We start from the raw sequence: 23,162 nt of genomic DNA, 5'->3' as shown, positions 1-23,162 counted from the left end.
GAATGTGCTATCTGATGCTCATGGAAACAGCTGCCGCGTCCGATCCGTTTGTTGCTTCTCTGCCGGTCTTCGCAAAGTTCGAAAGCGTTGCCGATATCGATAACTATCGGCCTCTCCCCGATGGCTGGGCGCTGGCCACCGCAGACATCGTCGGCTCGACCAAGGCGATCGAGGCGGGGCGCTATAAAACCGTCAATATGGCCGGTGCCAGCGTCATTTCGGCGCTGCTCAATGCGCTGGGTAGGCAAGATCTTCCCTTTGTCTTCGGCGGCGACGGCGCGCTCGTGGCGTTTCCCGGTTCGGCGCTGGAGATCACCCGCAACGCGCTGGCGGCTGTCCAGAGATGGGTGGCGGACGAACTGGATCTGACCTTGCGTGCCGCAATCGTGCCGATAAAGGATATAAGAGCGCAAGGCCTCGACGTTCGCGTGGCGAGGTTCCAGGCCTCCGATGCGGTCTTCTACGCCATGTTCGCCGGAGGTGGCGGCAGTTGGGCGGAAGCCGAGATGAAAGCGGGGCGCTACCGCATCGATCCTGCGCCGGCCGGCGCGCGGCCGGACCTGACCGGCCTCTCGTGCCGCTGGAACCCGATCGAAGCCCGGCATGGCGAAATCGTCTCAATCATCGCCATACCGGGGGCGTCGCGCGACTTGCGCGGTTTTCAGTTTCTGGTTTCCGACATCATCGCCCTTGCCGGCAGGCAGGAACGCGATGGCCATCCGGTGCCGGTGAACGGGCCGGACTACAGTTTGCTGCCCGCCGGCCTCGATATCGAGGCGCGGGCCACGGCGCCGGCAGGACGGCGGTGGCTATCGAAGCTGTGGATAGTGTTCCTGATGACGCTTACGGCTGTTACGGATAGATATGGCTGGACGATCGGCAGATTCGATCCGAAGATCTACAAACGCGAAGTGGCCAGCAATTCGGATTTCCGGAAGTTCGACGATGGCTTGAAGATGACCATCGACGTTGACGCGGATGTGTTGCAACGGATCGAGAACCGGCTGAAACAGGCGGAAGAGGCGGGCATCTGCAACTATGGCCTGCACCGCCAGAAATCGGCCTTGATGACATGCCTCGTCGCATCGCCGCTGCAGCGCGATCATGTTCATTTCATCGATGGCGCCGCCGGCGGCTATGCGATGGCTGCCGCAAGCCTTAAGGCGAAGGTGCCGGTCTGACGGCTTGCGGACATCGATTTTCCGCAATATGCCTCGGGGCTCTTGTGAGCGGTGAGCCTCACCATGGAAGCGGACGGCCTGTCCGAATTGACGGGAAGCAGATTTTTGGACGCCTCACGATCGACATATGACCATCTTCTGAACCGGATTTCGACGCGTGCCGCGCAAGTCGGCGTGATCGGACTGGGCTATGTCGGGTTGCCGCTGGCGGTTGCGATCGCACGCGCCGGCTTCCCTGTTTGCGGCTTCGACATCGAAGCCCAAAAGGTCGAGAGCCTGAACAACGGGCAATCCTACATCGAGGCGGTGACGTCGACAGCCCTTGCCGGCCAGGTGGCGAGCGGACGGTTCCGCGCCACTGCGGATTTTGCCGAACTGGCCGTCTGCGATGTCATCATCATCTGCGTTCCGACACCACTGACGAAACACCGCGAGCCGGATCTCTCCTTTGTCAGGAACACCGCAGGCACCATCGCGAAGCATCTGCGTCTCGGCCAGCTGATCGTGCTGGAATCGACCACCTATCCCGGCACCACCGACGACGTGATCAAGCCCATCCTGGAAAAAATCGGCTTGCAGTCGAGGATAGACTTCTTCCTCGGCTTCTCGCCCGAACGCGAGGATCCCGGCAACCGCAGCTTTGAAGTCGCGACGATCCCCAAGGTCGTGGCAGGTGACGGCATTGAAGCGGCGACGCTCGTGCAGGCTTTCTACCATGGCGTGGTCAAGACCGTCGTTCCGGTTTCCACCACGGCGACCGCCGAGGCGGTCAAGCTGACGGAAAACATCTTCCGCTCGGTCAACATAGCCCTCGTCAACGAGTTGAAGATCGTGCTCGGTGCGATGGGAATCGACGTCTGGGAGGTGATCGAGGCGGCAAAGACCAAGCCCTTCGGCTACATGCCTTTCTATCCTGGCCCTGGACTTGGCGGGCACTGCGTTCCGATCGATCCCTTCTACCTGACGTGGAAGGCTCGCGAATACGAACTGCCGACCCGCTTCATCGAGCTGGCGGCAGAGATCAACACGGCCATGCCGCGTCATGTGGTCGATGAACTGGCGAAGGCGCTGGACCGGCGCTGCGGCAAGGCGCTCAGCCGCTCGCGCATTCTCATCATCGGGCTCGCCTATAAGAAGAATGTGCCCGACATCCGCGAAAGCCCCTCATTGCGGCTCATTGAACTCATCGAGGAATGGGGCGGCAAGGCGGAATTCCACGATCCGCATGTTACCGAAATCCCGGCCACACGGGAGCATATGGCGATCAAGGGGCGTCGCTCGGTCGAATTGACCGAGGTGACCTTGAAGGATTTCGACGCTGTCGTCGTTGCAACCGACCACGACGCGATCGACTATCAGGCGATCGCGGATCACGCTCTACTGATCGTCGACACACGCAATATTTTTGGCCGCCTCGGGCTAGCCCGAGAGACGGTGGTGAAGGCCTGACGGCGTCCGAGCCGGCGAATTTGTGCAAGGAGATTTCGAGATAGCATGAGCACAGCGCAAGCAGAAATTTCTGCCATTCTCATGGATAAGGTTGCCGATTGGCTGACCCAATCGGCGTTGGCGGGCGACGACCTGGAAACATTGGTAAGGGGCTTTTGTGAACGGCTGGCTGCTGCCGGCCTGCCGTTGAAGCGGGTGCATTTGAGCTTTTCGATGCTTCATCCGCTTTATGACGCGCTCGGCTTCACCTGGCTCCGCGGCCAGGGCCTGGAAGTGGAAGGCTTCCGCAAGGAGAACGGCGTTCATTCCGACAGATTCCTGACCAGCCCATACTACCATCTGCTCAGCCACAAGCTCGACCATCTGCGGCGCCGGCTCGACCCGTCGGTGCCGTCGGAATTTCCTGTTTTCGATGACCTCAAGCTGATGGGCGTCACCGATTACATGGCTTTCGTCCATCCCTTCAGCGGCAACACCAGTCAGGGCATGATCGGGTCTTGGTCCACCGACAGTGGTGCAGGCTTCAGCGACAGCATGATTTCGGCGCTGCTGCGCATCCAGAACCATCTCGCTATCGCAACCAAGATGGCGGTGCTCACCAAGCTTGCCGACAACATGATGACCACTTATCTCGGCGGCGACGCCGGCAGGCGCGTGCTCGACGGCCAGATCAAGCGCGGCGAGGGTGATACAATCCGGGCGGCACTGGTCATGGGCGACATGCGCGGGTCGTCAAGACTTGCCGAAACCTCCGGCCGCGAAGTCTATATCGATACGCTGAACCAGTTTTTCGACGCCGCTGCTGCACCTTTCAATCGCAAGGGCGGGCAGATCATGAGTTTCATAGGTGATGGCTTCATTGCCGTCTACCCTTGCGCAAGACACCGTTCACAGTCCGAGATCGCCTGCCAGGCTGCTCTTGCAGCAGCGCACAAGGCCACCGCGCGCATGATGGATCTCAATCTGCGCAGAAAGCAGCAGGGATTGAGCGACATAAACTATGGTATCGGCCTGCATGTCGGCAATGTGATGTTCGGCAATGTCGGGCTTACCGACCGGCTCACATTCTCTGTCTTCGGCTCGGCTGTAAACGAGGTCCAGCGCCTCCAGACCCTGACCAAGAAATATCCGCACAGCGTTCTCGCCAGCAAAGACTTCGCCAGCTATTGCGGCGCCAACAACTGGCTGGCGCTCGGCATGGAGGAACTGGCGGGCATCAGGCAGAAGCTAACGGTGCTTTCACCCGATTTGTCGGGTGCTCTCTCGCTCGACGAAGACGGTGCGCTGGAGCCGATTTACGACCGCATATCGGACGCCGAGCAGGTCATGCTGCTTCATCGCAATGCCGCGCGGCCGTCCGCGGGCGACCCGAGGAAGCTCCAGTAACCGCCACGCTCTGATCCGAACGCGTTTGGTATGCAGTCCGGTCGCCGGTTCCGCCAGGGAACTGGCGACTGTTCGAATCCAAGTTGCTCTAGGCTGGCAATGCGATAGTCTCGCCTTCTGGACCTGCCAGAGTGGGGGCTGGTGTGAGAATGAATTTGGGCGTTGATCTGCTGCGGATCGAGGATGTTGGCATCTCTTTTGCCATTATAGGGGGACCGTTGCATGCCGTCAGGCGTGCAAATCTTCGCGTCCTGCCCGGCAAGGTTACCGCGCTTGTGGGCGAGTCCGGTTCCGGAAAATCGGTTCTCAGCCAGGCAGTGATGGGCATTTTGCCGAACACAGCCCATGTTCGCGGCCGTATCCTGTTTTCCGATCCTGAAAAGCCCGGCACGACGCAGGATATCCTGCAGATGCCGCGTGACGGACCCGAAATCCGGGCGTTGAGAGGCAGCCGCATCGGCAAAATATTTCAGGAGCCGATGACATCACTGTCGCCGCTGCATACGATCGGCAATCAGGTGAGCGAATCCCTGCAGATTCATACGCCCATGGCTTGGGTGGAGCGCAAGGCGCGGACCGAGGAAATGCTCGGACTTGTCGGCTTTCCCAACCCCAAGCGCGCCTATGACATGTATCCCTTTGAACTTTCGGGAGGATTGCGTCAACGCGCCATGATCGCCATGGCGCTTATCTGCCGGCCCGCGCTGTTGATCGCCGACGAGCCGACGACGGCGTTGGACGTCACCATCCAGGCGCAAATCCTGCAATTGCTGCGCGAGCTTCAGACGAAGCTGAACATGGCGATGCTGCTGATCACGCACGACCTTGGCGTAGTCGCCAACGTCGCCGACGAGGTGGTGGTCATGTACCATGGCGAGATCATGGAAGCGGGACCTGTGGAGGCGATATTCCGCCGGCCGGGCCACCCTTACCTGAAGGGCCTGATGGCAGCCGTTCCGCATTTCGACCTGAAGCCCGGCGAAAGGCTAAAGGCGCTCCGCGAGGTGCCGGTGAATGTCGGGAACCTGCTCGGCAAGCAGACGGCGCCGGCATCGAAGGGGCCGGACGACATCCTGCTGTCGGTCAGGGATCTGACAAAGACCTTCACGATCCGCAAGTCCGGATGGTTCGGCGGAGATCATCAAACCTCTGTTCGCGCCGTGGACGGCGTGAGCTTTGATATCAGGCGGGGTGAGTGCCTGGGTCTTGTCGGCGAAAGCGGCTCCGGCAAAACCACCGTCAGCAAGATCCTCATGCGGGCTGTCACCCCTAGCGGCGGCTCTGTGATCTTCAATGGCCGCGATGGTCCGATCGACGTCTTGGAAGCCGAGGGAGACGCCCTGCGCATGCTGCGCGCGAAAATCCAGATGGTCTTCCAGGATCCGGTTTCGTCGCTTTCACCCCGCATGACGGTGGAGAACATTTTGAGCGAGCCGCTGGAAATCCATCGACGTGGCAATGCCGCGTCCCGACTCGCCACGGTCAAGAGCCTGATGCAGGCAATCGGGCTCGACCCGCGCTTCATAAAGCGTTATCCGCATAGTTTCTCCGGCGGGCAGCGTCAGCGTATCGGCATCGCGCGCGCGTTGGCGTTGGGGCCTGAACTCCTGATCTGCGACGAGCCGGTTTCGGCACTCGATGTCTCTGTCCAGGCGCAGATCCTGAACCTTCTGAAGGACCTGCAGAAGGAACTGGGCCTGACCTACCTGTTCATATCCCACAACCTGGCGGTGGTGGACTACATGGCAGACCGCATCGCGGTGATGTGCGGCGGGCGTATCGTCGAGCTCGCGCCGCGCGAAATTCTGCTTAGGAAACCGGTCCACCCCTACACGCGCTCACTGGTCGCCGCAGTACCTTTCCCCGATCTCGACAGGCCGATGGATTTCAAGACGCTGAAACTCAGCGGCGCTTCCGACACCAGCGCATGGGGACCGCAATTCCGCGACGAGGGCGACGAGGACATGCTGTCGCCGCTCGATCTTGGCGGCGGCCACCTCGTGCTGGCCCGAAGTTCGGCCGATGTCAGCGAGCTACGCCATTGATCAGCCGGCGCACCGTCCTTGGACTCATGGCTTCGGCATTTCTGCCGGGCACGTTGCGCGCCGGCGATCTGGAGCCGGAATTTCTTGAGCCGCAGCTGAAGGCCAGAGCGCTGCCGGCACTCGCCGAACGCCTGCCCAAGCGCCCGCGCGCGTTGAATCTCGCTGCGATGGGCCGGCAGCCCGGCCAATATGGCGGCACGCTGCGCACGATCATCGGCAGCCAGAAAGATATCCGGATGATGACGATCTACGGGTACGCTCGCCTGGTCGGCTATGACGAAAAGCTTAACCTGCAAGCCGACATTCTCGAAAGTTTCGATGTAGCGGATGATCGTGTCTTCACTTTCAAGATACGAGAAGGACATAAATGGTCTGACGGTAGCCTGCTGACGTCGGAGGATTTTCGCTATTGCTGGGAAGATGTCTGGCTGAACGATGAGCTTTCGCAAGGCGGGCTTGCCCCGGCCCTGCTGGCGGACGGCAAGCCGCCACGCTTCGAGATCGTCGATCCGTTGACGGTCCGCTATAGTTGGGATGCGCCCAATCCCGACTTCCTGCCCAAGCTCGCCGCTGCTTCGCCCCTATCGCTTGTTCTGCCGGCCGCCTATCTCAAGCAGTTCCACAAGAAATACCAGGATCCATTCCGGCTCGCCGGCCTAATGAAGGAGAACCGGGCCCAGAAATGGACGCTCTTGCATATCCGCATGTCGCGGCAGTATCGCCCGGAGAACCCGGAACTGCCGACGCTCGATCCCTGGCAGAACCGGACCAAGCCGCCGGCTGAGCAGTTCGTCTTCGAGCGGAACCCGTTCTTTCATCGAATAGACGAGAATGGCCGGCAACTGCCCTATGTCGACCGGATTGTCATGAATGTCAGCTCGTCGGCGATCATTTCCGCCAAGACCGGTGCGGGCGAGAGCGACCTGCAAGGCATGGGAATTGACTTCACCGATTACTCCTTCCTGAAGGATGCGGAGAAGCGCTACCCGGTGAAGATGCATCTCTGGAAACGCACACAAGGTTCGCGGCTGGCGCTGCTGCCCAATCTGAATTGTGCCGACCAGGTGTGGCGTGGCCTTTTTCGTGACGTGCGCGTGCGCCGCGCACTTTCGCTCGCTGTGGACAGGCGCGAGATCAATTTGGCTGTGTTCTACGGATTGGCGCAGGAAAGTGCCGATACGGTCCTGCCGGAGAGCCCGCTCTACCGGCCGGAATTCGCGAAAGCCTGGGTCGCCCATGATCCCGACCAGGCCAATGCCCTGCTCGACGAGGTCGGGCTTCGGGCGCGTGACGATGACGGCCTGCGGATACTTCCCGACGGACGCTCGGCGCAGCTCGTAGTGGAAACGGCCGGCGAAAGCACGCTGGAAACCGACGCGCTCGAGCTCATCACCGATCACTGGCGCAAGATCGGCATCGCCCTGTTCATCCGGACTTCGCAGCGCGACATCTTCCGCAGCCGCGCGCTTGGTGGCCAGATCATGATGTCGATGTGGTCGGGCATCGACAATGGCGTGCCGACCGCCGACATGAACCCCTACCAACTGGCCCCAACCGTCGATGACCAGCTGCAATGGCCGCTCTGGGGTGCTCACTACTTGTCCCGTGGCAAGGTCGGCGAAGCGCCCGATCTTCCGCCCGTGGTCGAGTTGATGGCTTTACTCAAGCGCTGGAACGCATCGACCGAAGCCACGGAGCGCGCCGAGATCTGGAATTCAATGCTGTCGATCTATACCGATCAGGTGTTTTCGATCGGCACGGTAAACGGAACGCATCAGCCGGTTCTGGCATCCTCGCGGCTGCGCAATCTGCCTGACAAGGCGCTCTACGGCTACGACCCGACCGCCTATTTCGGTGTCTATATGCCGGATACATTCTGGCTTGGAGAGTCCTGAGCGTGCTTCGATATTTTGTCTGGCGCATCGCCGTGATGGTTCCAACGCTGCTGGTCATATCGGCACTGGTGTTCACGATCATCGAACTTCCCCCAGGCGACTATTTCGACAGCTATGTTGCCGAGCTTCGGGCTCAGGGCGAAGCGGTGGATTCCGATCGCATCGAGATGATGCGCAAGGAATATGGTTTCGACAAGCCACCGGTCATTCGCTACTTCTACTGGGTCGGCGGGATGCTGCACGGCGATTTCGGCTATTCCTTCGAATATGAGCTGCCGGTTCGCGACGTCGTCGGGGACCGAATGTGGCTGACGGTGCTGGTTTCCTTCGTCACGATCATCTTTACCTGGCTCATCGCCTTTCCGATCGGCATGTACTCCGCCACGCATCAATACAGCTGGGGCGACTACGGCCTGACTTTCTTCGGCCTTCTCGGCCTTGCGATTCCGAACTTCATGCTGGCGCTGATCCTGATGTATTTCGCCAACATCTGGTTCGGCACGTCTATCGGCCATCTCATGGACCAGCAATATCTCGGCGAGCCGATGAGCTGGGCCAAGGCGAAGTCGATCCTCGCCCATCTCTGGATTCCGGTCTTGATCATCGGCACCGGGGGCACGGCAAGCATGATCCGGCGACTGCGCGCCAATCTGCTCGATGAGCTACATAAGCAATATGTCGTGACCGCGCGCGCCAAAGGCCTTCATCCCTTCAGGGCGCTGGTCAAATATCCGCTGCGCATGGCGCTCAATTTCTTCATTTCAGATATCGGCTCTATCCTGCCGGCCATCATCTCCGGCGCCGAAATCACGGCAATCGTGCTGTCTTTGGAGACGACCGGGCCGATGCTGATCAAGGCGCTGCAAAGCCAGGACATGTATCTGGCAGGGTCGTTCCTGATGTTCCTCGCCTTCCTGACGGTCATCGGCGTCCTGATTTCCGACCTGGCGCTGGCGCTACTTGATCCGCGAATTCGTTTGCAAGGCGGCAGCACCAAATGAACACGCAATCGCCGCTGCCCGCTCCGGGCGCCCCACTGCAACACTACGTTTCCATCGCGCCCTTTGACCTGCAGTCGGTCGAGGCGATGACGCCGGAGCAGTCGAAGGTCTTTCAGGCGTCGCAGCTGCGGCTGATGTGGTGGAAATTCCGTCGGCACAGGCTTGCCCTTGTATCCGGCATATTCCTGGCAGCGCTTTATTGCGGGATACTGATCTGCGAGTTCCTGGCGCCCTACGATCTGCACACGCGCAACATGGACTACATCTATTCGCCGCCGCAGCGGGTGCACCTGTTCCACAACGGCCAGTTCGTCGGGCCGTTCGTCTATGGCCGCCAGATGACGCTGGATATGGACACGCTCAAGCGGAACTACGTCGAGAAACAGGATGATGTTCAGCGGATCCGTTTCTTCTGCAAGGGCGACAGTTACCGGTTCTGGGGCCTTATCGAAGGTGACAGGCATTTTGTCTGCCCCGCCGAAAACGGCCAGCTCTTTCTGGCCGGCACTGACAGGCTGGGGCGCGATGTGCTCTCGCGCATCATCTATGGCGCACGCATTTCACTGACAATCGGCCTCGTCGGCATCAGTTTCAGCTTCCTGCTCGGCATTGTCATCGGCGGACTGGCCGGCTATCACGGCGGTATCTTCGACCTGATCGTCCAACGGATAATCGAAGTTCTGCAATCGATCCCCAGCATTCCGCTATGGCTGGCTCTGGCGGCGATCATGCCGATAACCTGGAGTCCGATCCTGATCTATTTCGGCATCACCGTCATCCTCGGGCTGCTCGACTGGACCGGACTGGCGCGGGCCGTGCGTTCAAAGCTTCTAGCCTTGCGCGAGGAGGATTACGTTCTGGCCGCGCAATTGATGGGCGCCAGAAGCAGCCGCATCATCGGGCGGCATCTCATTCCCGGCTTCATGTCGCATCTGATCGCGACGGCGACGATCTCCATACCCGGCATGATCCTGGGCGAGACGGCGCTGAGCTTCCTCGGGCTCGGCCTGAGGGCACCGATAACCAGCTGGGGCATCCTGCTCACCGAGGCGCGCAGCGTCAGCGTGATCGCGTTCTATCCATGGCTGCTTTTGCCGATGCTCCCCGTCGTTCTCGTCATCTTGGCGTTCAACTTCCTCGGCGACGGGTTGCGGGACGCCGCGGACCCGTACAAGTGACAGCGCTATTCCGCCGCGCGCAGTGCCGCCGACTCCACCCGTATGATCCTTGTCGGCAACTGTTCGCTTGTTGCAGTGTTCATCGTCCGCCTCTACACGCGGCAAGACTCGATCGGGGTTTAATACGTCGGCCTCGGGTTTCAGCCGCGAAACGCTCTGGTCGGGGGCAGTTGATTTCGTGAACTGGTTCTGGACATACAATCGCACATGAGTCGCCTTGACAGTTTCATCCGGAGGATGACCGCACAGCGCGACATACTTGATCATGTCTGCGCCGAGGTGGCGAAGATGGAGGGGCCTGTGCTCGAGCTCGGCCTCGGCAATGGCCGGACGTTCCACCATCTGCGCGAGCGCCTGCCCGGACGCCGGATCGTAGCGTTCGACCGCGCACTTGCCGCACACGCCAGCTCAATTCCCGAAGCTGAAAACCTCGTGCTCGGCGAAATACGCGAGACGGCGAGCAGGTTCATTGGCATCGACGCCGCTCTTGTTCATGCCGACATCGGCACCGGCTATGAAGATTGCGATGCAGTGACCTCTACCTGGCTTCCCGATCTGACCGCGCGCCTGCTTCGCGTCGGCGGCATCGCGGTCAGCGGCACGCCGCTAGATCACCCGCAGTTGCAACGCCTCCCGCCGCCACCTTCGGTTCCCGCCGATCGTTATTTTATCTGTAGGCGCGTGTGAGGGGCCGGGACGAGCCAAATCTTCAGGGGCCAAGCCTTCAGGGGATCGTGTATACTGCTATCTCCCGGCCAATGCCGCGCAGCGAGACCTCGTGGGGCACGGGCGTCAGCGCGTTCCTGTGTAAGAGATCGGCGGTGAGATTGTCGTCGACCACCGCTCGAGTGGCGAAGATCGCCTGTGCGTTGGCAAGGTTCTGGACCCGCGAAGCAATGTTGACCGTCTGGCCGAAATAGTCCTGTCGCTCATTCATAGACACGGCGATGCAGGGGCCGGCATGGACTCCGATCTTGAGCAGCAGATCCTCGCGCCCGCTCTTGTCGTTGAGCGTACGCATGGCATCGCGCATCCTGAGGGCTGCAGCAATCGCACGATCAGGCGTCGCGAAGGTCGCCATCACCGCATCACCGATCGTCTTCACCACCGCGCCTGCCTCCGCCGTGACGATCTCGTGCAGAACCTGGAAATGCTCGCGCACGAGATCGAAGGCTGAAAGGTCGCCCACCCGCTCGTAAAGCTCGGTCGATCCGCGCAGGTCGGTGAACAGGAACGTCAGGCTGGTGATCTTCAGGCGCTGGTTGATGTCGAGTGTATCCGTGCGATAGAGATCGCGGAACGTCTGGTTGGTGAGCAGGCGCTTGGCGGTCAGGAAGGGCCGGCGTTTTCCCAGGAAATCATGCAATGCCTGGCCGGCGATGAAGACCGTCGGCAGCACGCGGGTGTCGGTCCGGTTTTCCAGCGAAATGCGCAACGGGCCGGGTTGCATCTCCAGCGTCTGGTTCTGGACATGGTCGCGGTCGAAGGCCAAAGAGAGGCTCCGGCGCTCCTTTGTTGGTTCGCCCTTCCCGTCGATGAACTGCGCTGAATGGGTGACCGGCTCGAAGACGATGATGAATTCGGACGGAAGCTGTATGGGCAGAACCGCCTTTTCACCGGGCGCAAGCTCGATATCCTCCAGCGAGAACGCTTCTAGCTTTTTCGCGAAATCCTCTTCCGGCAGATCGACGCCGGACGCCCAGTAGATTTGGCGGAAATATTCCGCCACCGGCAGTTCGTGTGGATTGTGGGCGGCAATCCTGCGCACGCGGGGACTGACGGTGAATGTCACCTCGACCATCTCGTCGAGGGTCGGTGAATAGCCCTCGGAGCACAGCGCGCAGGTGTATTCGTCCTTTTGCAGGGTTTTCAGCGTGGCGTTGGTGTCGAGCACGCCGCCACAGCCGGGGCACAGTACATTCCAGGAAATGTCGAAGATACCCACCCGCGCCGCATGGAGAAAGGCGCTTATTGCGCGCTCCTCGTCGAGGCCATGCTTGCTGGCGAAGGCTGGCGCATTGATGCGGCAAAGTTCGCGGTCCTCGCCCTCCGCGATGGTTCGCTTGATCGCGTCGATCGCCTGCGGATCGACATCGGCCGATTGTCGCAGAAGTGAGAACAGATCCTGAGCTTCGTTCATCGTGCAGGCTCCGGAAAATGCACCCCGAGGCGTTTTGACCGGACCGGTCTTTGGTCCGAGTGCTCCATCTTACTTCGAAACGGACCGTACGGCCATTCGAATGGATAAGCCTGGTGACCGTTCAATTTCCATTCGGCGGATTTTAACCGGCCGCAAGCAGCACTATGATGGTCCATGGAGCATTCATCTTTGGGATTTTCTCCCATGCCGACATCCGACAATCCGCCATTTCCCGCGGCCCTGCGCCTTTTTTCTGCGGTGGTCATCATCGTCCTGATCGTAGGCGCCGGCCTGTTTTTCATGCCTGCGCTGGTGAAACCGGGCTGGCCTTGGGCCGTCACGCCGTTCAATGCGCGCTTCCTCGGTGGCTTCTACACCGCCGAAATGGTCGTGATGGCGGCACTGCTGGTCTGGAATCGCTGGTCGCCCGGCAGGCTCGTGCTCGTCATGGCCTTCATCTTCACCGTCATCGTGTCGGTGGCTTCGTTCATCAATCTCGGCTATTTCAACTTCGAGCGCAAAGCACCCTGGCTGTGGTTTTTGGTCTATCTTGCTTCGGTCGCGGTATCCGGGCTGTTCCTGTGGCGGGCCAGGGCCCGTCCTTCTGCAAAAGGCGTGACCTTAAATCCCGCATGGAGCGGCTACATGCCGGCGGAATCCGCGATCCTTGGGCTCTATGGCGTCGGCCTGTTGCTGTTTCCCCTGACATTCAGTGGCATCTGGCCATGGCCGATCGATGCCTTCCACGCTCAGGTCTACAGCGCCATCTTCCTCGCCGGTGCGGGCGGTATATATCTCGTCTGGAGAAGCGCGCCGCGCGAGGAACTGCTGGTGCTCGGGTTGGCGCAGTTTCTGGTTGGCCTGCTTGCCATCCTCGGCGTCGTCATCACCGACGCTGCTGTGCACCGGATCGACTGGACGGCGACCGGGACATTGTGCTGGCTCGCCCTTTTCGGCTGGATAGGCATCAGCGGCGTCTTCAAACTCTACGCCGCCTCCCGGTATTTTTAGCTCGCAATCGGCATCATAGGTCAGAGACGGCTGGATTTTCAGGTGGCGTCCGGTGCATCGTACCGGGCCGATTGCCTTCGCCGGGAACGCCATGACCAGCACGACCTCGCCACCCTCCGAGAAAATCCAGCCGCTGCTGCGGTCCGTCCGGCCAAGCGATGCGGAGGCGCTTTGCGCTATCTTCAACATGCCGGGCTTCCGCTGGGGCACGTTCAGGATGCCTTTCGAGATGGTGGAGCAGGTGGCGCGGCGCATTGCCAAGTCCGGCCAGGAAACCACCTGGATCGTTGCCGAGCTGGACGGCAAGGTCGTCGGCCATGGCAGCCTGGTCGTGCAGGGTTCACCGCGCCGTTCGCATATCGGCGAGATCAATGTTGGCCTTGACGATGCCTTTGTCGGCAAAGGTATCGGCTCTGCCATACTTGGCGCGCTGCTTGACGTGGCCGACAACTGGCGCGCCCTGAAGCGGGTCGAATTGACCGTCTATGCCGACAACGAACCGGCCCTCCGTCTCTACAAGAGCCACGGCTTTGAGATCGAAGGCCGGCATGTGAAGGCCGGCTTTACCGACGGGCAGTACCACGACCTCCTGAGCATGGCCCGGCTGCGGTTCTAAGATCCGCTGTTTGGCGTTAGCTGTTTAGCCAGTCTGACAATTCGTGCGGAGCGAACAGGTGATTGCTCATGGAGAGCTGCGTAGGATACGGCCATTTCGTCTCACGCCATCTTAATCGAGTTGACGATCTATGTGTGGGCCGGCCGCATCCAGCAAGTCTGGTCTCGCTTGGCGTTTGCACCGCAAGCGGCTAGACGGGACCAATGACCGCCGTCTTTGACCCAAGCCCTACCCCTCCGGTGGAAATTCTGGCTGTGCTGTCGCTGCTCTGCCCGGAGGTCGTGCGCGACATCGAGCAGAACTGGAATGCACCGGTTTCCGACTACGCCCGCCATCTTTGGCGGCCGGTGGCAAGGCCTGCATCGGGCCCGGCGATCGCTGCCCGCTCGATCCTGCGCGAAGTCCTGCATCAGCGCCTCGGTAGGATCATGCAGCCTGACGAGATCGGCAAAGCCCTCGACGAGTTCGAGCACAGACCGGTGATTCAGTCCGGCCTGCACTGCCTGCTTCTGATGGACCGGATCACCTTCGATGCCCTCCTGCTTGCCTGGCTCGGCGCGGTCGAAAACGGGCTGTCGGCCTTCGTCGGCTTCATGGGAACGACAATGACCATGGAGACAGTTGGCCGGGAGGGGCCGGGATGGCTCGACGTCGGCGACGACAAGATCAACCTGTTTGGCATGGGGCGCCACAAACTGTGCCGCAAAAGCGCCTGCGTGGCCGGTCCCGTCTCCCTCAACAAGCGCGCGCTCGAAGCGGTGGGCGACGAAACGGATGCCAGCCGCTGGCTGGGCACACTGCTTGCCAGCCAGGACAAGGTGTTTGAAACCGCCGCCGATGCGCTGACTGCCCTGAACCAGGATCTGGTCGCCAATTGGGATCGTGCCGGCATGGCCCTGCCGGTTTTCATCGATGATCGGGCCGCCGCGGCTGCCATGGCGCGGCATCTGGAATATGACGGCAGCCTTCTTTCCAGGCTGCTCATTGAACCCGCAAGACGCCAGCGTCTCGAACATGCCTGGCAAGAGGCCGCATCGAGCCCATTTGGCAGATTCCTGCCCAATGCCACGGACTATTTCTGGGGAATCCGCGAGGAGCGCGTGCGCAAGCTCGTTCTCGAGAACGGGCACCTGATCGAGCCTGACAGGCCGCAAGGTCTTTCCATCCCGTTCGAGCGGCCACATCTCAGGCGGGCGCTGCTGGAAGGCGTGCTGCTGCCGAACTTGTTCCTGACGTTCCTCGTCCTTGCCATATTGCCGCGCGTGCGGGTCGTGGGCGGCCTGAGACAGATTGGCTACGTAGCGCTTTTCCACTCGATCCTTCTGGCCGTGCTGGACGAAAACGCGCCGGAAGAGCGCGATCTGGCCGCGGAGCTGCAGGTTCGGGAAAATGCCTGGGGCATGCGGGTCATCGATGAAAAGATCTCAGTCCGCGAGCAGCTTGCCGGCCTGCCGGAAGTGGCGCTCTTCCCAAACCTGCTCCGGCAATACCGATTGCGGACATTTGCCGAGACGACCGACGACCTGAAACTGGTTCGCGAAAACGCCAGATGGCGCAAGATCGGCCAGGCAGAGATCAAGCCGACCTGAGACTAGTGCGCAACCGCAAGCGACGGCGATCTATCGGGGAGCCTCTAGCGTCTGATCCGGCCGCCTAGGCCTCACCTGTCATTGCACCGCACCGCCCCTTGCGGAGCCCATCCACCACGTGTTCGAAATCGACCGGTTCTTGTAGGGCAAGACTTTGCGACGGTATTCCAACGAATAGTCGGGATTGACGCGAAGCACCTCCTGCCATGCCGCGCGGGCTTCGGCGAAACGGCCCAGATGGCCGTAGCTGCGGGCCGGAAGCGCGCGAGACGTCGGTGACAGCGTTGCGAGTCAGCCCGTTGCATCAAGAGGTCAACGGCCTCTCATCTTCATGATAGCAGGAAGACGGAGGGTAAGAGGGAACTTTCGCAGACGACGGCCACGCAGCCGCCCGAATGGGCAGCGCTCTGCCACCGGACCCACACGGATCGCTCGCTGCCGCTTGCCCGTCGACGACTATCGGTGCATCCTTGTGAATAGTCTGGCCGTGAAGTGCGGGCGAGATCACGCCGTCACGGCCACTAGTGAGGTCTTGTTCGATGGACTGCTCGGGCTGCGGTTTCGAGATTGAGGGCGGTTACGCCTTCTGTCCGAGGTGTGGCAGGCGCCAGCCCGTGCCATGCGCCAGTTGCGGCTACACCTGCGCACCTGATTTCGAGTTCTGTCCGAAATGTGGGGCAAGCGTCGGTGCGCCCGCAAAAGCCGTCGAACGGCCTGCTCCGGCACCAAGCCGGACCATTGTGCCGCCTTCTCGAACTCCGTCGCTGCTTCCGAACATCGAAAGCGAAGAAGGGCTGCATCCCGTCTCTGACGCCGATCGCCGGACGGTAACGGTCCTGTTCGCCGACCTTTGCGGCTTTACGACACTCAGCGAGCAGCTCGACCCCGAGGTCATGCAAGCGCTGCAGAACAAACTGTTCAAGGAATTGACGGCGGCCGTGCGAAACTTTGGTGGTTTCGTCGACAAATTCATCGGCGATGCACTGCTCGCTTTGTTCGGTGCGCCGGTCGCGCATGAGGACGATCCGGAACGTGCGCTTCGCGCCGCTCTCGACATGATCGCCCGGACGGCGCGGCTCGGCGAAAGCACCCCCCACTCCGGCTCGCCTCTGTTACTCCACATCGGCATAAACACTGGTCCGGTCGTTACTGGCGGATTGGGCATCGGCACCGCCAGATCCTATTCCGTGACCGGCGACACAGTGAATACGGCGCAACGCCTGCAATCGCTGGCCGCACCGGGTGAGGTGCTGGTAGGCGAGCTCACTCACAGGCTGACCCGGCATGCCTTCTCTTACGAGTCGCTGGGTGATGTCGTGTTTCGCGGCAAGGCTGGCAGCGTGCTCGTTCATCGACTGGACGCACCGCTAGCGGTGCCGCGTGCAGCGCGCGGGCTCGAGGCGCTCGGCCTCAGTGCGCCGCTAATAGGTCGTGGTGCGGAGCTCAATAGAATGATGGCGAGCCTTGACCAGGCGTGCGGCGGCTCGGCCCAACTTGTCCGCCTCGTCGGAGAAGCCGGCATCGGGAAATCGCGGCTGGTGAAGGAGTTCGTCGCCCGCGTCGGCGACGAGGAGCGTTTTCGCAACGTTGCCGTGCGGCAGGCCACGTGCTCACCGCGGGGTGAACAATCTTTTGGCGCCTTGGGCGCAGTGGTGCGCAGCGCTGCCGGGATGATGCAAAACGACAATGGGGACGAAATGCGGGGGAAGCTCGCAGGCTTGCTTGCCGATCTCGGCCTGCAGGGCGAGGAGGCGAAGCGGCTGATGCCTTTGCTCTACCATGTGCTTGGCCTTGGCGACCCCGATGCCACCTTGCAGCATGTCGAGCCCGAGCAGCTGCGGCGGCAAATTCTCTACGCAGTCCGCACAATCATCGAACGGCGGCTTGCGTTGTCGCCGCTATTGATTGTCGTCGAAGACCTGCACTGGGCCGACGCCGTGTCGCTCGAGGCACTACGTTTCGTGATGGACAGATTGGAACGCACGCGGTTGATGTTGCTGGTCACGCATCGTCCGGCGCCGGACAACGACCAGCTCGACTCAAGTCGGGTCAGTCACACAGCGCTCAGGCTTCCGCCACTCAACAATGATGACGGACGCAGCCTGCTGGCAGCGCTTTTCGGCGAGAGTTGGGTAAGCTCCGCGGGAGGGCTTGTCGACCAGATCCTCGAGCGCGCGGGCGGCAACCCCCTTTTTGTAGAGGAAATCGTTCGCGGCCTTATCGATCGCGGTGTACTGATGCGAGAGGGCCAGCGATGGCGGACTGTGGCAGGCGAAGTCGCAACCGGCATCCCCGCCACTATCCAGGCAATGTTGCTTGCCCGCGTCGACCGGCTGCCCCAAGAGGTGCGCCGGTTGGCCCAGGAGGCCGCGGTAATCGGCCCGCGCTTCGATGCCACACTTCTGAAAACCGTGACAGCCGATCCCGGCCGGCTCGAAGCCGGCTGCGAACTGCTTTGCGATGCGGAAATCATCGAGGAAGTTGCCGGATCAGGCTCGGTCTCGTCTCAAAGCTACCGCTTTACGCAAACATTGCTGCAGGACGTGATCTACCAGAATCTGCTCCTGCAACGCCGGACCGAAATCCACGGGCGGATCGGTGCTGCCTTGGAGCAACTGGGCGGCGACGAGCCGGAACGGCTCGAGGATTTGACCGTGCTCGGTCATCATTTTGCACAGAGCGCCGAGCGGGAGAAGGGCGCGCATTACCTGCAGGCGGCAGGCGATCGCGCTCGCATGATATATGCCAACGACGACGCCCTTCGTTTCTACGAGCGAGCACTGACTGCGTTGGGCGCGATCGGGCAAACACCGCTCAAACTGGCAATTGCAGAGCGCATTGCCGATTTGAGCGGCCCGGCAGGCCGCCGCGAGATCGCGCACCACCACTACGAGACGGTGTTGCAGGCATACCGCGAGTCGGCCAATCGCGTCGCCTCGGCGCGAGTTTTGCGTAAGATCGGTCGGCTACTCTGGGATGTCGGCAAGCGGGACAAGGCAGAACCCCGCTATGCTGAGGCGGCAGCGCTCCTCGATGGAGCGGATGCCCCGATCGAGCAGGCGCATCTGTGGCAAGAACGTGGCCGACAGGCGTTCCGTAGCGGAGATCACGCTCTCGCGGCAAAATGGGCAGACGCGGCGCTGGATTGCGTAGGCACACTGACAACGGAGCATGTCTCCGAGGTAAGGTGTGATGCCACTCTTGTGACCGCCGAGGCACTCAATACCAAGGCTGTCGCGCTGGCTCGCCTTGGGCGAAACCGTGAGGCCGTGCGTCAGGTTGAGCGTAGCATTGAATTGGCCGAAGCCGCCGGTCTGCTGGGCGCGGCCTGCCGCGGCTACACCAATCTCGGCGTGCTTTACACGACCATCGATCCCGCAAAGGCGATGGAGGTCTGTCGGCGCGGTCTTGAAGTGGCGCGCCGTATTGGTGATTTGGGTTTCCAGGCGCGCCTCCTCGCCAATCTGGCGGTCGCTTGTTGTACTTTCACGGATCGCTGTCCAACGGAGGGCGTGCCTGCTGCCGAGAAGGCCATCGAGATCGACCGGGCGCTCGACCAGCGCGAGCACCTGCCGGTGCCGTTGATCGTGCTTGGGCAGATCCACCAGTGCAACGGCCGTCCGGACCTGGCGGTTGGGTTGTTCCACGAAGCACTGGACGTAGCTCGCGAAACGGGCGAACCCCAACTGCTGTTTCCGTGTTATGATGGTCTTGCAACGCTTAATCTCGACCTCGACAATCTGGCCGAGGCCGAACGCTACTTTTCCCTGGCGCAGGGTATATGCGCCCAGCACGGGCTCGACCCGGAAGCGCTTGTGGTGCTGCCTTTTCTCGACTAGCCGGGGTTGGAGGTTGGAAATGTCCGCGCGTAGTGACTTGGTGCCGCTTCAACCGGGCGACCGTGCGCCAAACGTGGTACTCGACGCCATTACCCAGGAAGGCAAGATCGCGCTTGACGATTTTCGCGGCCAAAAACCGGTGCTGGTCGGCCTGTTTCGAGGTCTGCATTGCGCGTTTTGCCGGCGCCATATCGCCGCCCAGGCGCGGCTTGATCCGGAGCTGCGCGAAAAGGGCGTGGAGAGCCTGACGGTGGTCAACACGCCGATCGAACGGGCGCGTCTCTATTTCCGCTACCATCCGATGCCGAATCTGCTTGCGGCCTCCGATCCTGAACGCGCTTCACATCGTGCTTTTGGACTGCCCAATCTCGAATTCACCCAAAACGAGACGAACTGGCCGTACAAGGTCTCGATGGCAGCGGCAAAGGATATGCGGGTCGACATACCAGGCGAGTTGCCCGGTCCTATGGATCCTCTTGCGGCCAGCGAAATCCTCAACAAGAGGGACCATTACGAGCTGACCGAAGCCGACGAGCAGATGCTAGCAACGGGACACGGACAATTGGTCGGTCAGTTCCTGCTGGACCGGCAGGGGATCGTCCGCTGGAGCTTCACGGAGGTTCCAGAGGGTGGGCGATACATGTTTGGGGCGCCAAGCCCGCAGGAGCTGATGTCAGCCGTATCCCAAGTCGCCCAATAGACTTGCGAACGAGGTAAGCGGGCGGGACACCGAATAAAAAGCGGAACCAATTTGTTACAAATCTAGATACTGACAAGTTCACCGTTCATGCGAGCACGGCCTCGACTTTGCCAACAAAGTCATCGAGCAAGTGATCTCCGCGAATCTCGATGCGCGGAAGGTCGATGGGATCGCAATCGAGGTCCGCCGGCCCGTGTCTGCCGCCGAAGCCGATTCGATAGCCGCACTCCTTGGCCAGCCTGCCAAGCCGTCGGTCGGTGACAGAGAAGGGTGCCGCGAACGCCGTGGTTGGCCGACCGGTCCATCGTTCGATGAACATACGAGAGCGCAGGAGCTCGGCGGCCAAGTCAGAGCTCGACAGACCATCGATCGCGCGATGCGTCGCCAGATGGCTTCCGAAGAACGCACCTTCGCCGGCGAGGCGTCGCACCGTCCCGGCGTCCATAAGCTGCGTCGGCGGGCCGCTGTAGGCGTCCCATTGTGCGCTTTCACCCACCAGGTCCGTCACCAGGAACACTTCCGCGGTCAGGTCGTTCGTGCGCAAGGCCGGCCAGGCATGGTCGGCAAAGTTCTGGAAGCCGTCATCGAACGTGATGAGCACTGGGCGGCCAACGAAAGGCTGACGGTTGACGATGAACCATTCCAGCTGCTCGGACCTAATCGCGTGAAAGCCATTGGCGCGCAGCCATGCCATTTGGCTGGCGAATGCGGCGGGCGCGAGCCGAAAACGGGCGAGCGCGGCCGGACCATCATCGGCGACGCTGTGATACATGAGGACGGGGATACGCTGCCGCCGCTCGCTACGTGCCACGTCGCGACGCAAGGCCCGCGCCCCGCCCCAGACGATATTTCGCGCGACCCCGATTTCAACGGGTGCGCGGATTGGCACATGATCTACCATCGGTTCCGTCGCCACGTCGCCTGGTGACAAGCGGCGGAAGCGATCTATGCGGTAGAGCTCGGTCTGGATCGATTGCTCGAGGACGAGGCCGTCGGTCGCTGCCAGCGTCTCTGAGATCGCTTGTGCACCGAATGTGTTCCAGTCGAAGCCCGTCCTTCCAACATTGTCTCGTAGCACGAATGCGTGTGCGCTGATGAAACTGCCGCCAGGCGCCAACGCCTCAATGAGTTTTTTGGCGATGCGCCGCACATCGGCGAGATCATCCAGGTAGTAGAGCACTTCCGAACACACGATCAGATCCATTTCGCCCGGCAGCGTGTCCGCAGAGAAATCCAGTACGCCGAACTCAACATTCGGCTGATCGCTGCATCGCGCGCGCGCCCGTCCGACGGCTACGGCGGAGATGTCAGTTGCGGTCAAATGGCCCACGCGCGGCGCCAGCTGCCGCGTGAAGTGGCCCTCCGCGCAGGCCAGCTCAAGCGCCCGTCCGATGGGACCGGCAGGCAGAATTTCGAGCTGCCGCTCATATTTTTCCTGCTCATAGGGCGAACCGTAGTTCCAGGGATCCTCGGTCGCGAAATGGCGATTCCAGAAAGATGTGCGATCATTGTCGCGCCCATCCGCGGCCCGTGCACGGCGCGGCGCTGTAAAAGGCTCTTTAGTTTCGGCGCTCGACCGAACCAGCGCCTGCGCTTCCGCGGCCAATCCCGCGAGTTTGCCGAAATGGCTGTCCCGATCAGACCGGCGTCCCGCCATGGACAACAATACCTCGGCTGCAAACATGTTTGACTTGTCGGCACCGGCGCCCTTTTGCGGTGCATCTACAGGCGATCGCCTCGCAAGTCGCGCGGCACTGTGCATAGGCCGCTCAGGGGGCACGAAATTCAGGATCAATTCAATCCAATGACGCCTTGTCACTCTCCCGAGTACGCCGAACTGCACGAGAGCCTCGATCTGGCCATCCATCATCAGATGGGCATAGATTTGATCGATTCCTTCCGGCACTTCGATCGAGGCCGGATTTCGCGCGTCGACACGAATTCCAAGTGTCCGCGCCAGCCTGCGCGGCGCGGCAAGATCGTCGACATCGAGCAGCATTTGCTCAAAGTGATACTGCACGCGGCGAGCCGCGTCGGGATTATTCCAGACCTTGCCGAGTTCGATGATCAACTCGGTGAGGGAGCCGCCGAACCTGTCCCACCTGGCAGCCAATTGCGCTGGCACCGACAGGCTTCCTACCATAAGGCCATCGACGGCCACCTTGGCGATCTCACGCGCCCACTTACGTCCTGCCGGGAGCGTGCGCAGGGACTGCGGGTTGATCGAGCGCGAGCCGCAGCCGCAATCCGATGCGGCGTTCCACAACGCGAACCACGCGAGTGCTTCTGAAGCGGTGTGGCCGTTCGCGTCGGTCGCTCCATTGGCGTGAGCCGATGCCGGGTGTTTGACCCTGGGATCGGCGGAAAAGCCGCGGGCGATCACGATTTCCGCATCTGCCAGCACCTGCGTCGAATTGCGGCTGAGCGAGTTGGGGCTGACCCGATAAAAAGCGAGCGGCTCGTCGACCATCACCCAATTTTTGCCTAGACGTGCGAGGCGCTGCCACAGATCCCAGTCCTCGCAGGTGCGCAGCGACACGTCGAAACCGCCCAACTCGACAATTATCTCCCGATCGACCAGCAGCGCGTGAGTGCGGACGGCACACCGGCGGGCGAATGTTTCGAAGGGCTGGATCGCAACCTCCGTCGCGATGCTCGACGCCGTGAGTTCGCCATCGGGCATCACGCGTCGGGAACCGCAATAGGCAGCCACTGCATCGGGAGCGGATTTCAGTGCGGCCAGCATTTTGGCAAGGAAGCTGGCACCCACCCAATCGTCCGCATCCAGAAACATGAGCCAGTGGCCGCGCGCTGTCGACATCCCGCTATTGCGCGCGCCAGCGGCGCTATACGCGCAAGAGCTCAATGTCCGAAACCGGGCATCGTGCTCCACATAACCGGCGATGATCGCGGGGGTGCGGTCCGTGGAGGCGTCGTCGACGATGATCGCCTCCCAATCCACTATTTCCTGATCGAGAAGGCAATCGAGTGCGCGCGCCAGCGTTACCTCCGCGTTGTGCGCAGGAACCACGATTGAAACCAAGGGATTATGCGCCACGCCGTGTAACCCGCGCGTTGGTTCGAAGGTAGAACAAGAGTCCCGAAACATAGCCGGCGATTTCCTGCCAAAGG

The 23,162-nt window shown here is 61.3% G+C and carries 15 protein-coding genes and 1 pseudogene; 13 read left to right on the top strand and 3 right to left on the bottom strand.

Features of this window, described 5'->3' with window-relative positions:
• The first annotated feature begins 2 nt into the window (after positions 1 to 2).
• From NKJ28_RS16685 to NKJ28_RS16650, 8 genes are all read left to right on the top strand, one after another.
• A complete protein-coding gene (locus tag NKJ28_RS16685) occupies positions 3 to 1,181 on the top strand; it encodes a DUF3095 domain-containing protein (RefSeq protein WP_352457190.1) in 1,179 nt (392 codons plus the stop codon).
• 105 nt (positions 1,182 to 1,286) lie between these two features.
• On the top strand, positions 1,287 to 2,630 hold the full coding sequence (locus NKJ28_RS16680; protein WP_352636482.1) for a nucleotide sugar dehydrogenase: 1,344 nt from the start codon (positions 1,287 to 1,289) through the stop codon (positions 2,628 to 2,630).
• Between the two features lie 45 nt (positions 2,631 to 2,675).
• Complete coding sequence (locus NKJ28_RS16675; RefSeq protein WP_352636481.1) at positions 2,676 to 4,016, top strand: adenylate/guanylate cyclase domain-containing protein; 1,341 nt, start codon at positions 2,676 to 2,678, stop codon at positions 4,014 to 4,016.
• A 149-nt stretch (positions 4,017 to 4,165) separates the two neighbouring features.
• Positions 4,166 to 6,061, top strand: coding sequence for an ABC transporter ATP-binding protein (locus NKJ28_RS16670; RefSeq protein WP_352577375.1), 1,896 nt, complete (start codon positions 4,166 to 4,168; stop codon positions 6,059 to 6,061).
• The gene (locus tag NKJ28_RS16665) at positions 6,058 to 7,956 is read left to right on the top strand and encodes an ABC transporter substrate-binding protein (protein WP_352577338.1); all 1,899 of its coding nucleotides are present in this window, start codon (positions 6,058 to 6,060) and stop codon (positions 7,954 to 7,956) included. The genes NKJ28_RS16670 and NKJ28_RS16665 overlap by 4 nt, the downstream gene beginning before the upstream one ends.
• 2 nt (positions 7,957 to 7,958) lie before the next feature.
• Positions 7,959 to 8,957, top strand: a complete 999-nt coding sequence (locus NKJ28_RS16660; protein ID WP_352570080.1) for an ABC transporter permease — start codon at positions 7,959 to 7,961, stop codon at positions 8,955 to 8,957.
• Positions 8,954 to 10,135, top strand: coding sequence for an ABC transporter permease (locus NKJ28_RS16655; protein ID WP_352577336.1), 1,182 nt, complete (start codon positions 8,954 to 8,956; stop codon positions 10,133 to 10,135). Before NKJ28_RS16660 ends, NKJ28_RS16655 begins: the two co-directional genes overlap by 4 nt.
• A gap of 207 nt (positions 10,136 to 10,342) precedes the next feature.
• Entirely contained in the window at positions 10,343 to 10,822 is a 480-nt protein-coding gene (locus tag NKJ28_RS16650) for a class I SAM-dependent methyltransferase (protein ID WP_023675968.1), read from the top strand.
• Between the two features lie 37 nt (positions 10,823 to 10,859).
• Here NKJ28_RS16650 and NKJ28_RS16645 read toward each other — a convergent pair whose 3' ends face one another.
• The gene (locus NKJ28_RS16645; RefSeq protein ID WP_023675969.1) at positions 10,860 to 12,275 is read right to left on the bottom strand and encodes an adenylate/guanylate cyclase domain-containing protein; all 1,416 of its coding nucleotides are present in this window, start codon (positions 12,273 to 12,275) and stop codon (positions 10,860 to 10,862) included.
• A gap of 204 nt (positions 12,276 to 12,479) precedes the next feature.
• On the opposite strand from NKJ28_RS16645, the gene NKJ28_RS16640 reads away from it, so the two are divergent.
• The 3 genes from NKJ28_RS16640 to NKJ28_RS16630 all read left to right on the top strand — a co-directional run bounded on the left by NKJ28_RS16640 (position 12,480) and on the right by NKJ28_RS16630 (position 15,491).
• The gene (locus tag NKJ28_RS16640; protein ID WP_352577334.1) at positions 12,480 to 13,286 is read left to right on the top strand and encodes a hypothetical protein; all 807 of its coding nucleotides are present in this window, start codon (positions 12,480 to 12,482) and stop codon (positions 13,284 to 13,286) included.
• A 91-nt stretch (positions 13,287 to 13,377) separates the two neighbouring features.
• Positions 13,378 to 13,902, top strand: a complete 525-nt coding sequence (locus tag NKJ28_RS16635) for a GNAT family N-acetyltransferase (RefSeq protein WP_023675972.1) — start codon at positions 13,378 to 13,380, stop codon at positions 13,900 to 13,902.
• Positions 13,903 to 14,105: 203 nt separating this feature from the next.
• On the top strand, positions 14,106 to 15,491 hold the full coding sequence (locus tag NKJ28_RS16630) for a hypothetical protein (protein WP_023675973.1): 1,386 nt from the start codon (positions 14,106 to 14,108) through the stop codon (positions 15,489 to 15,491).
• A 64-nt stretch (positions 15,492 to 15,555) separates the two neighbouring features.
• On the opposite strand, the pseudogene NKJ28_RS16625 reads toward NKJ28_RS16630, so the two are convergent.
• Positions 15,556 to 15,814, bottom strand: a pseudogene (locus NKJ28_RS16625) (tetratricopeptide repeat protein); the annotation flags it as partial.
• Between the two features lie 216 nt (positions 15,815 to 16,030).
• On the opposite strand from NKJ28_RS16625, the gene NKJ28_RS16620 reads away from it, so the two are divergent.
• Entirely contained in the window at positions 16,031 to 19,330 is a 3,300-nt protein-coding gene (locus tag NKJ28_RS16620) for an adenylate/guanylate cyclase domain-containing protein (RefSeq protein WP_352636480.1), read from the top strand.
• A gap of 19 nt (positions 19,331 to 19,349) precedes the next feature.
• Positions 19,350 to 20,030 (top strand): redoxin domain-containing protein, encoded by a 681-nt coding sequence (locus tag NKJ28_RS16615; RefSeq protein WP_023675975.1) that lies wholly within the window; start codon positions 19,350 to 19,352, stop codon positions 20,028 to 20,030.
• A gap of 85 nt (positions 20,031 to 20,115) precedes the next feature.
• Here NKJ28_RS16615 and NKJ28_RS16610 read toward each other — a convergent pair whose 3' ends face one another.
• Positions 20,116 to 23,088 carry a trifunctional glycosyltransferase/class I SAM-dependent methyltransferase/polysaccharide deacetylase gene (locus tag NKJ28_RS16610; protein WP_352594341.1) on the bottom strand — a complete coding sequence of 991 codons (2,973 nt, stop codon included), beginning with the start codon at positions 23,086 to 23,088 and terminating at the stop codon, positions 20,116 to 20,118.
• Positions 23,089 to 23,162: the final 74 nt, after the last annotated feature.

This window comes from Mesorhizobium sp. M0145 (assembly GCF_040322355.1).
Classification (GTDB): domain Bacteria; phylum Pseudomonadota; class Alphaproteobacteria; order Rhizobiales; family Rhizobiaceae; genus Mesorhizobium.
This window is presented reverse-complemented; position numbering and strand designations above follow the sequence as displayed.

Coding starts and splice junctions, on each gene's coding strand:
- NKJ28_RS16685 (WP_352457190.1), top strand. CDS start 3: ATGTGCTATCTGATGCTCATGGAAACAGCTGCCGCGTCCGATCCGTTT.
- NKJ28_RS16645 (WP_023675969.1), bottom strand. CDS start 12,275: ATGAACGAAGCTCAGGATCTGTTCTCACTTCTGCGACAATCGGCCGAT.
- NKJ28_RS16620 (WP_352636480.1), top strand. CDS start 16,031: ATGGACTGCTCGGGCTGCGGTTTCGAGATTGAGGGCGGTTACGCCTTC.
- NKJ28_RS16655 (WP_352577336.1), top strand. CDS start 8,954: ATGAACACGCAATCGCCGCTGCCCGCTCCGGGCGCCCCACTGCAACAC.
- NKJ28_RS16635 (WP_023675972.1), top strand. CDS start 13,378: ATGACCAGCACGACCTCGCCACCCTCCGAGAAAATCCAGCCGCTGCTG.
- NKJ28_RS16640 (WP_352577334.1), top strand. CDS start 12,480: ATGCCGACATCCGACAATCCGCCATTTCCCGCGGCCCTGCGCCTTTTT.
- NKJ28_RS16650 (WP_023675968.1), top strand. CDS start 10,343: ATGAGTCGCCTTGACAGTTTCATCCGGAGGATGACCGCACAGCGCGAC.
- NKJ28_RS16615 (WP_023675975.1), top strand. CDS start 19,350: ATGTCCGCGCGTAGTGACTTGGTGCCGCTTCAACCGGGCGACCGTGCG.
- NKJ28_RS16670 (WP_352577375.1), top strand. CDS start 4,166: ATGAATTTGGGCGTTGATCTGCTGCGGATCGAGGATGTTGGCATCTCT.
- NKJ28_RS16675 (WP_352636481.1), top strand. CDS start 2,676: ATGAGCACAGCGCAAGCAGAAATTTCTGCCATTCTCATGGATAAGGTT.
- NKJ28_RS16630 (WP_023675973.1), top strand. CDS start 14,106: ATGACCGCCGTCTTTGACCCAAGCCCTACCCCTCCGGTGGAAATTCTG.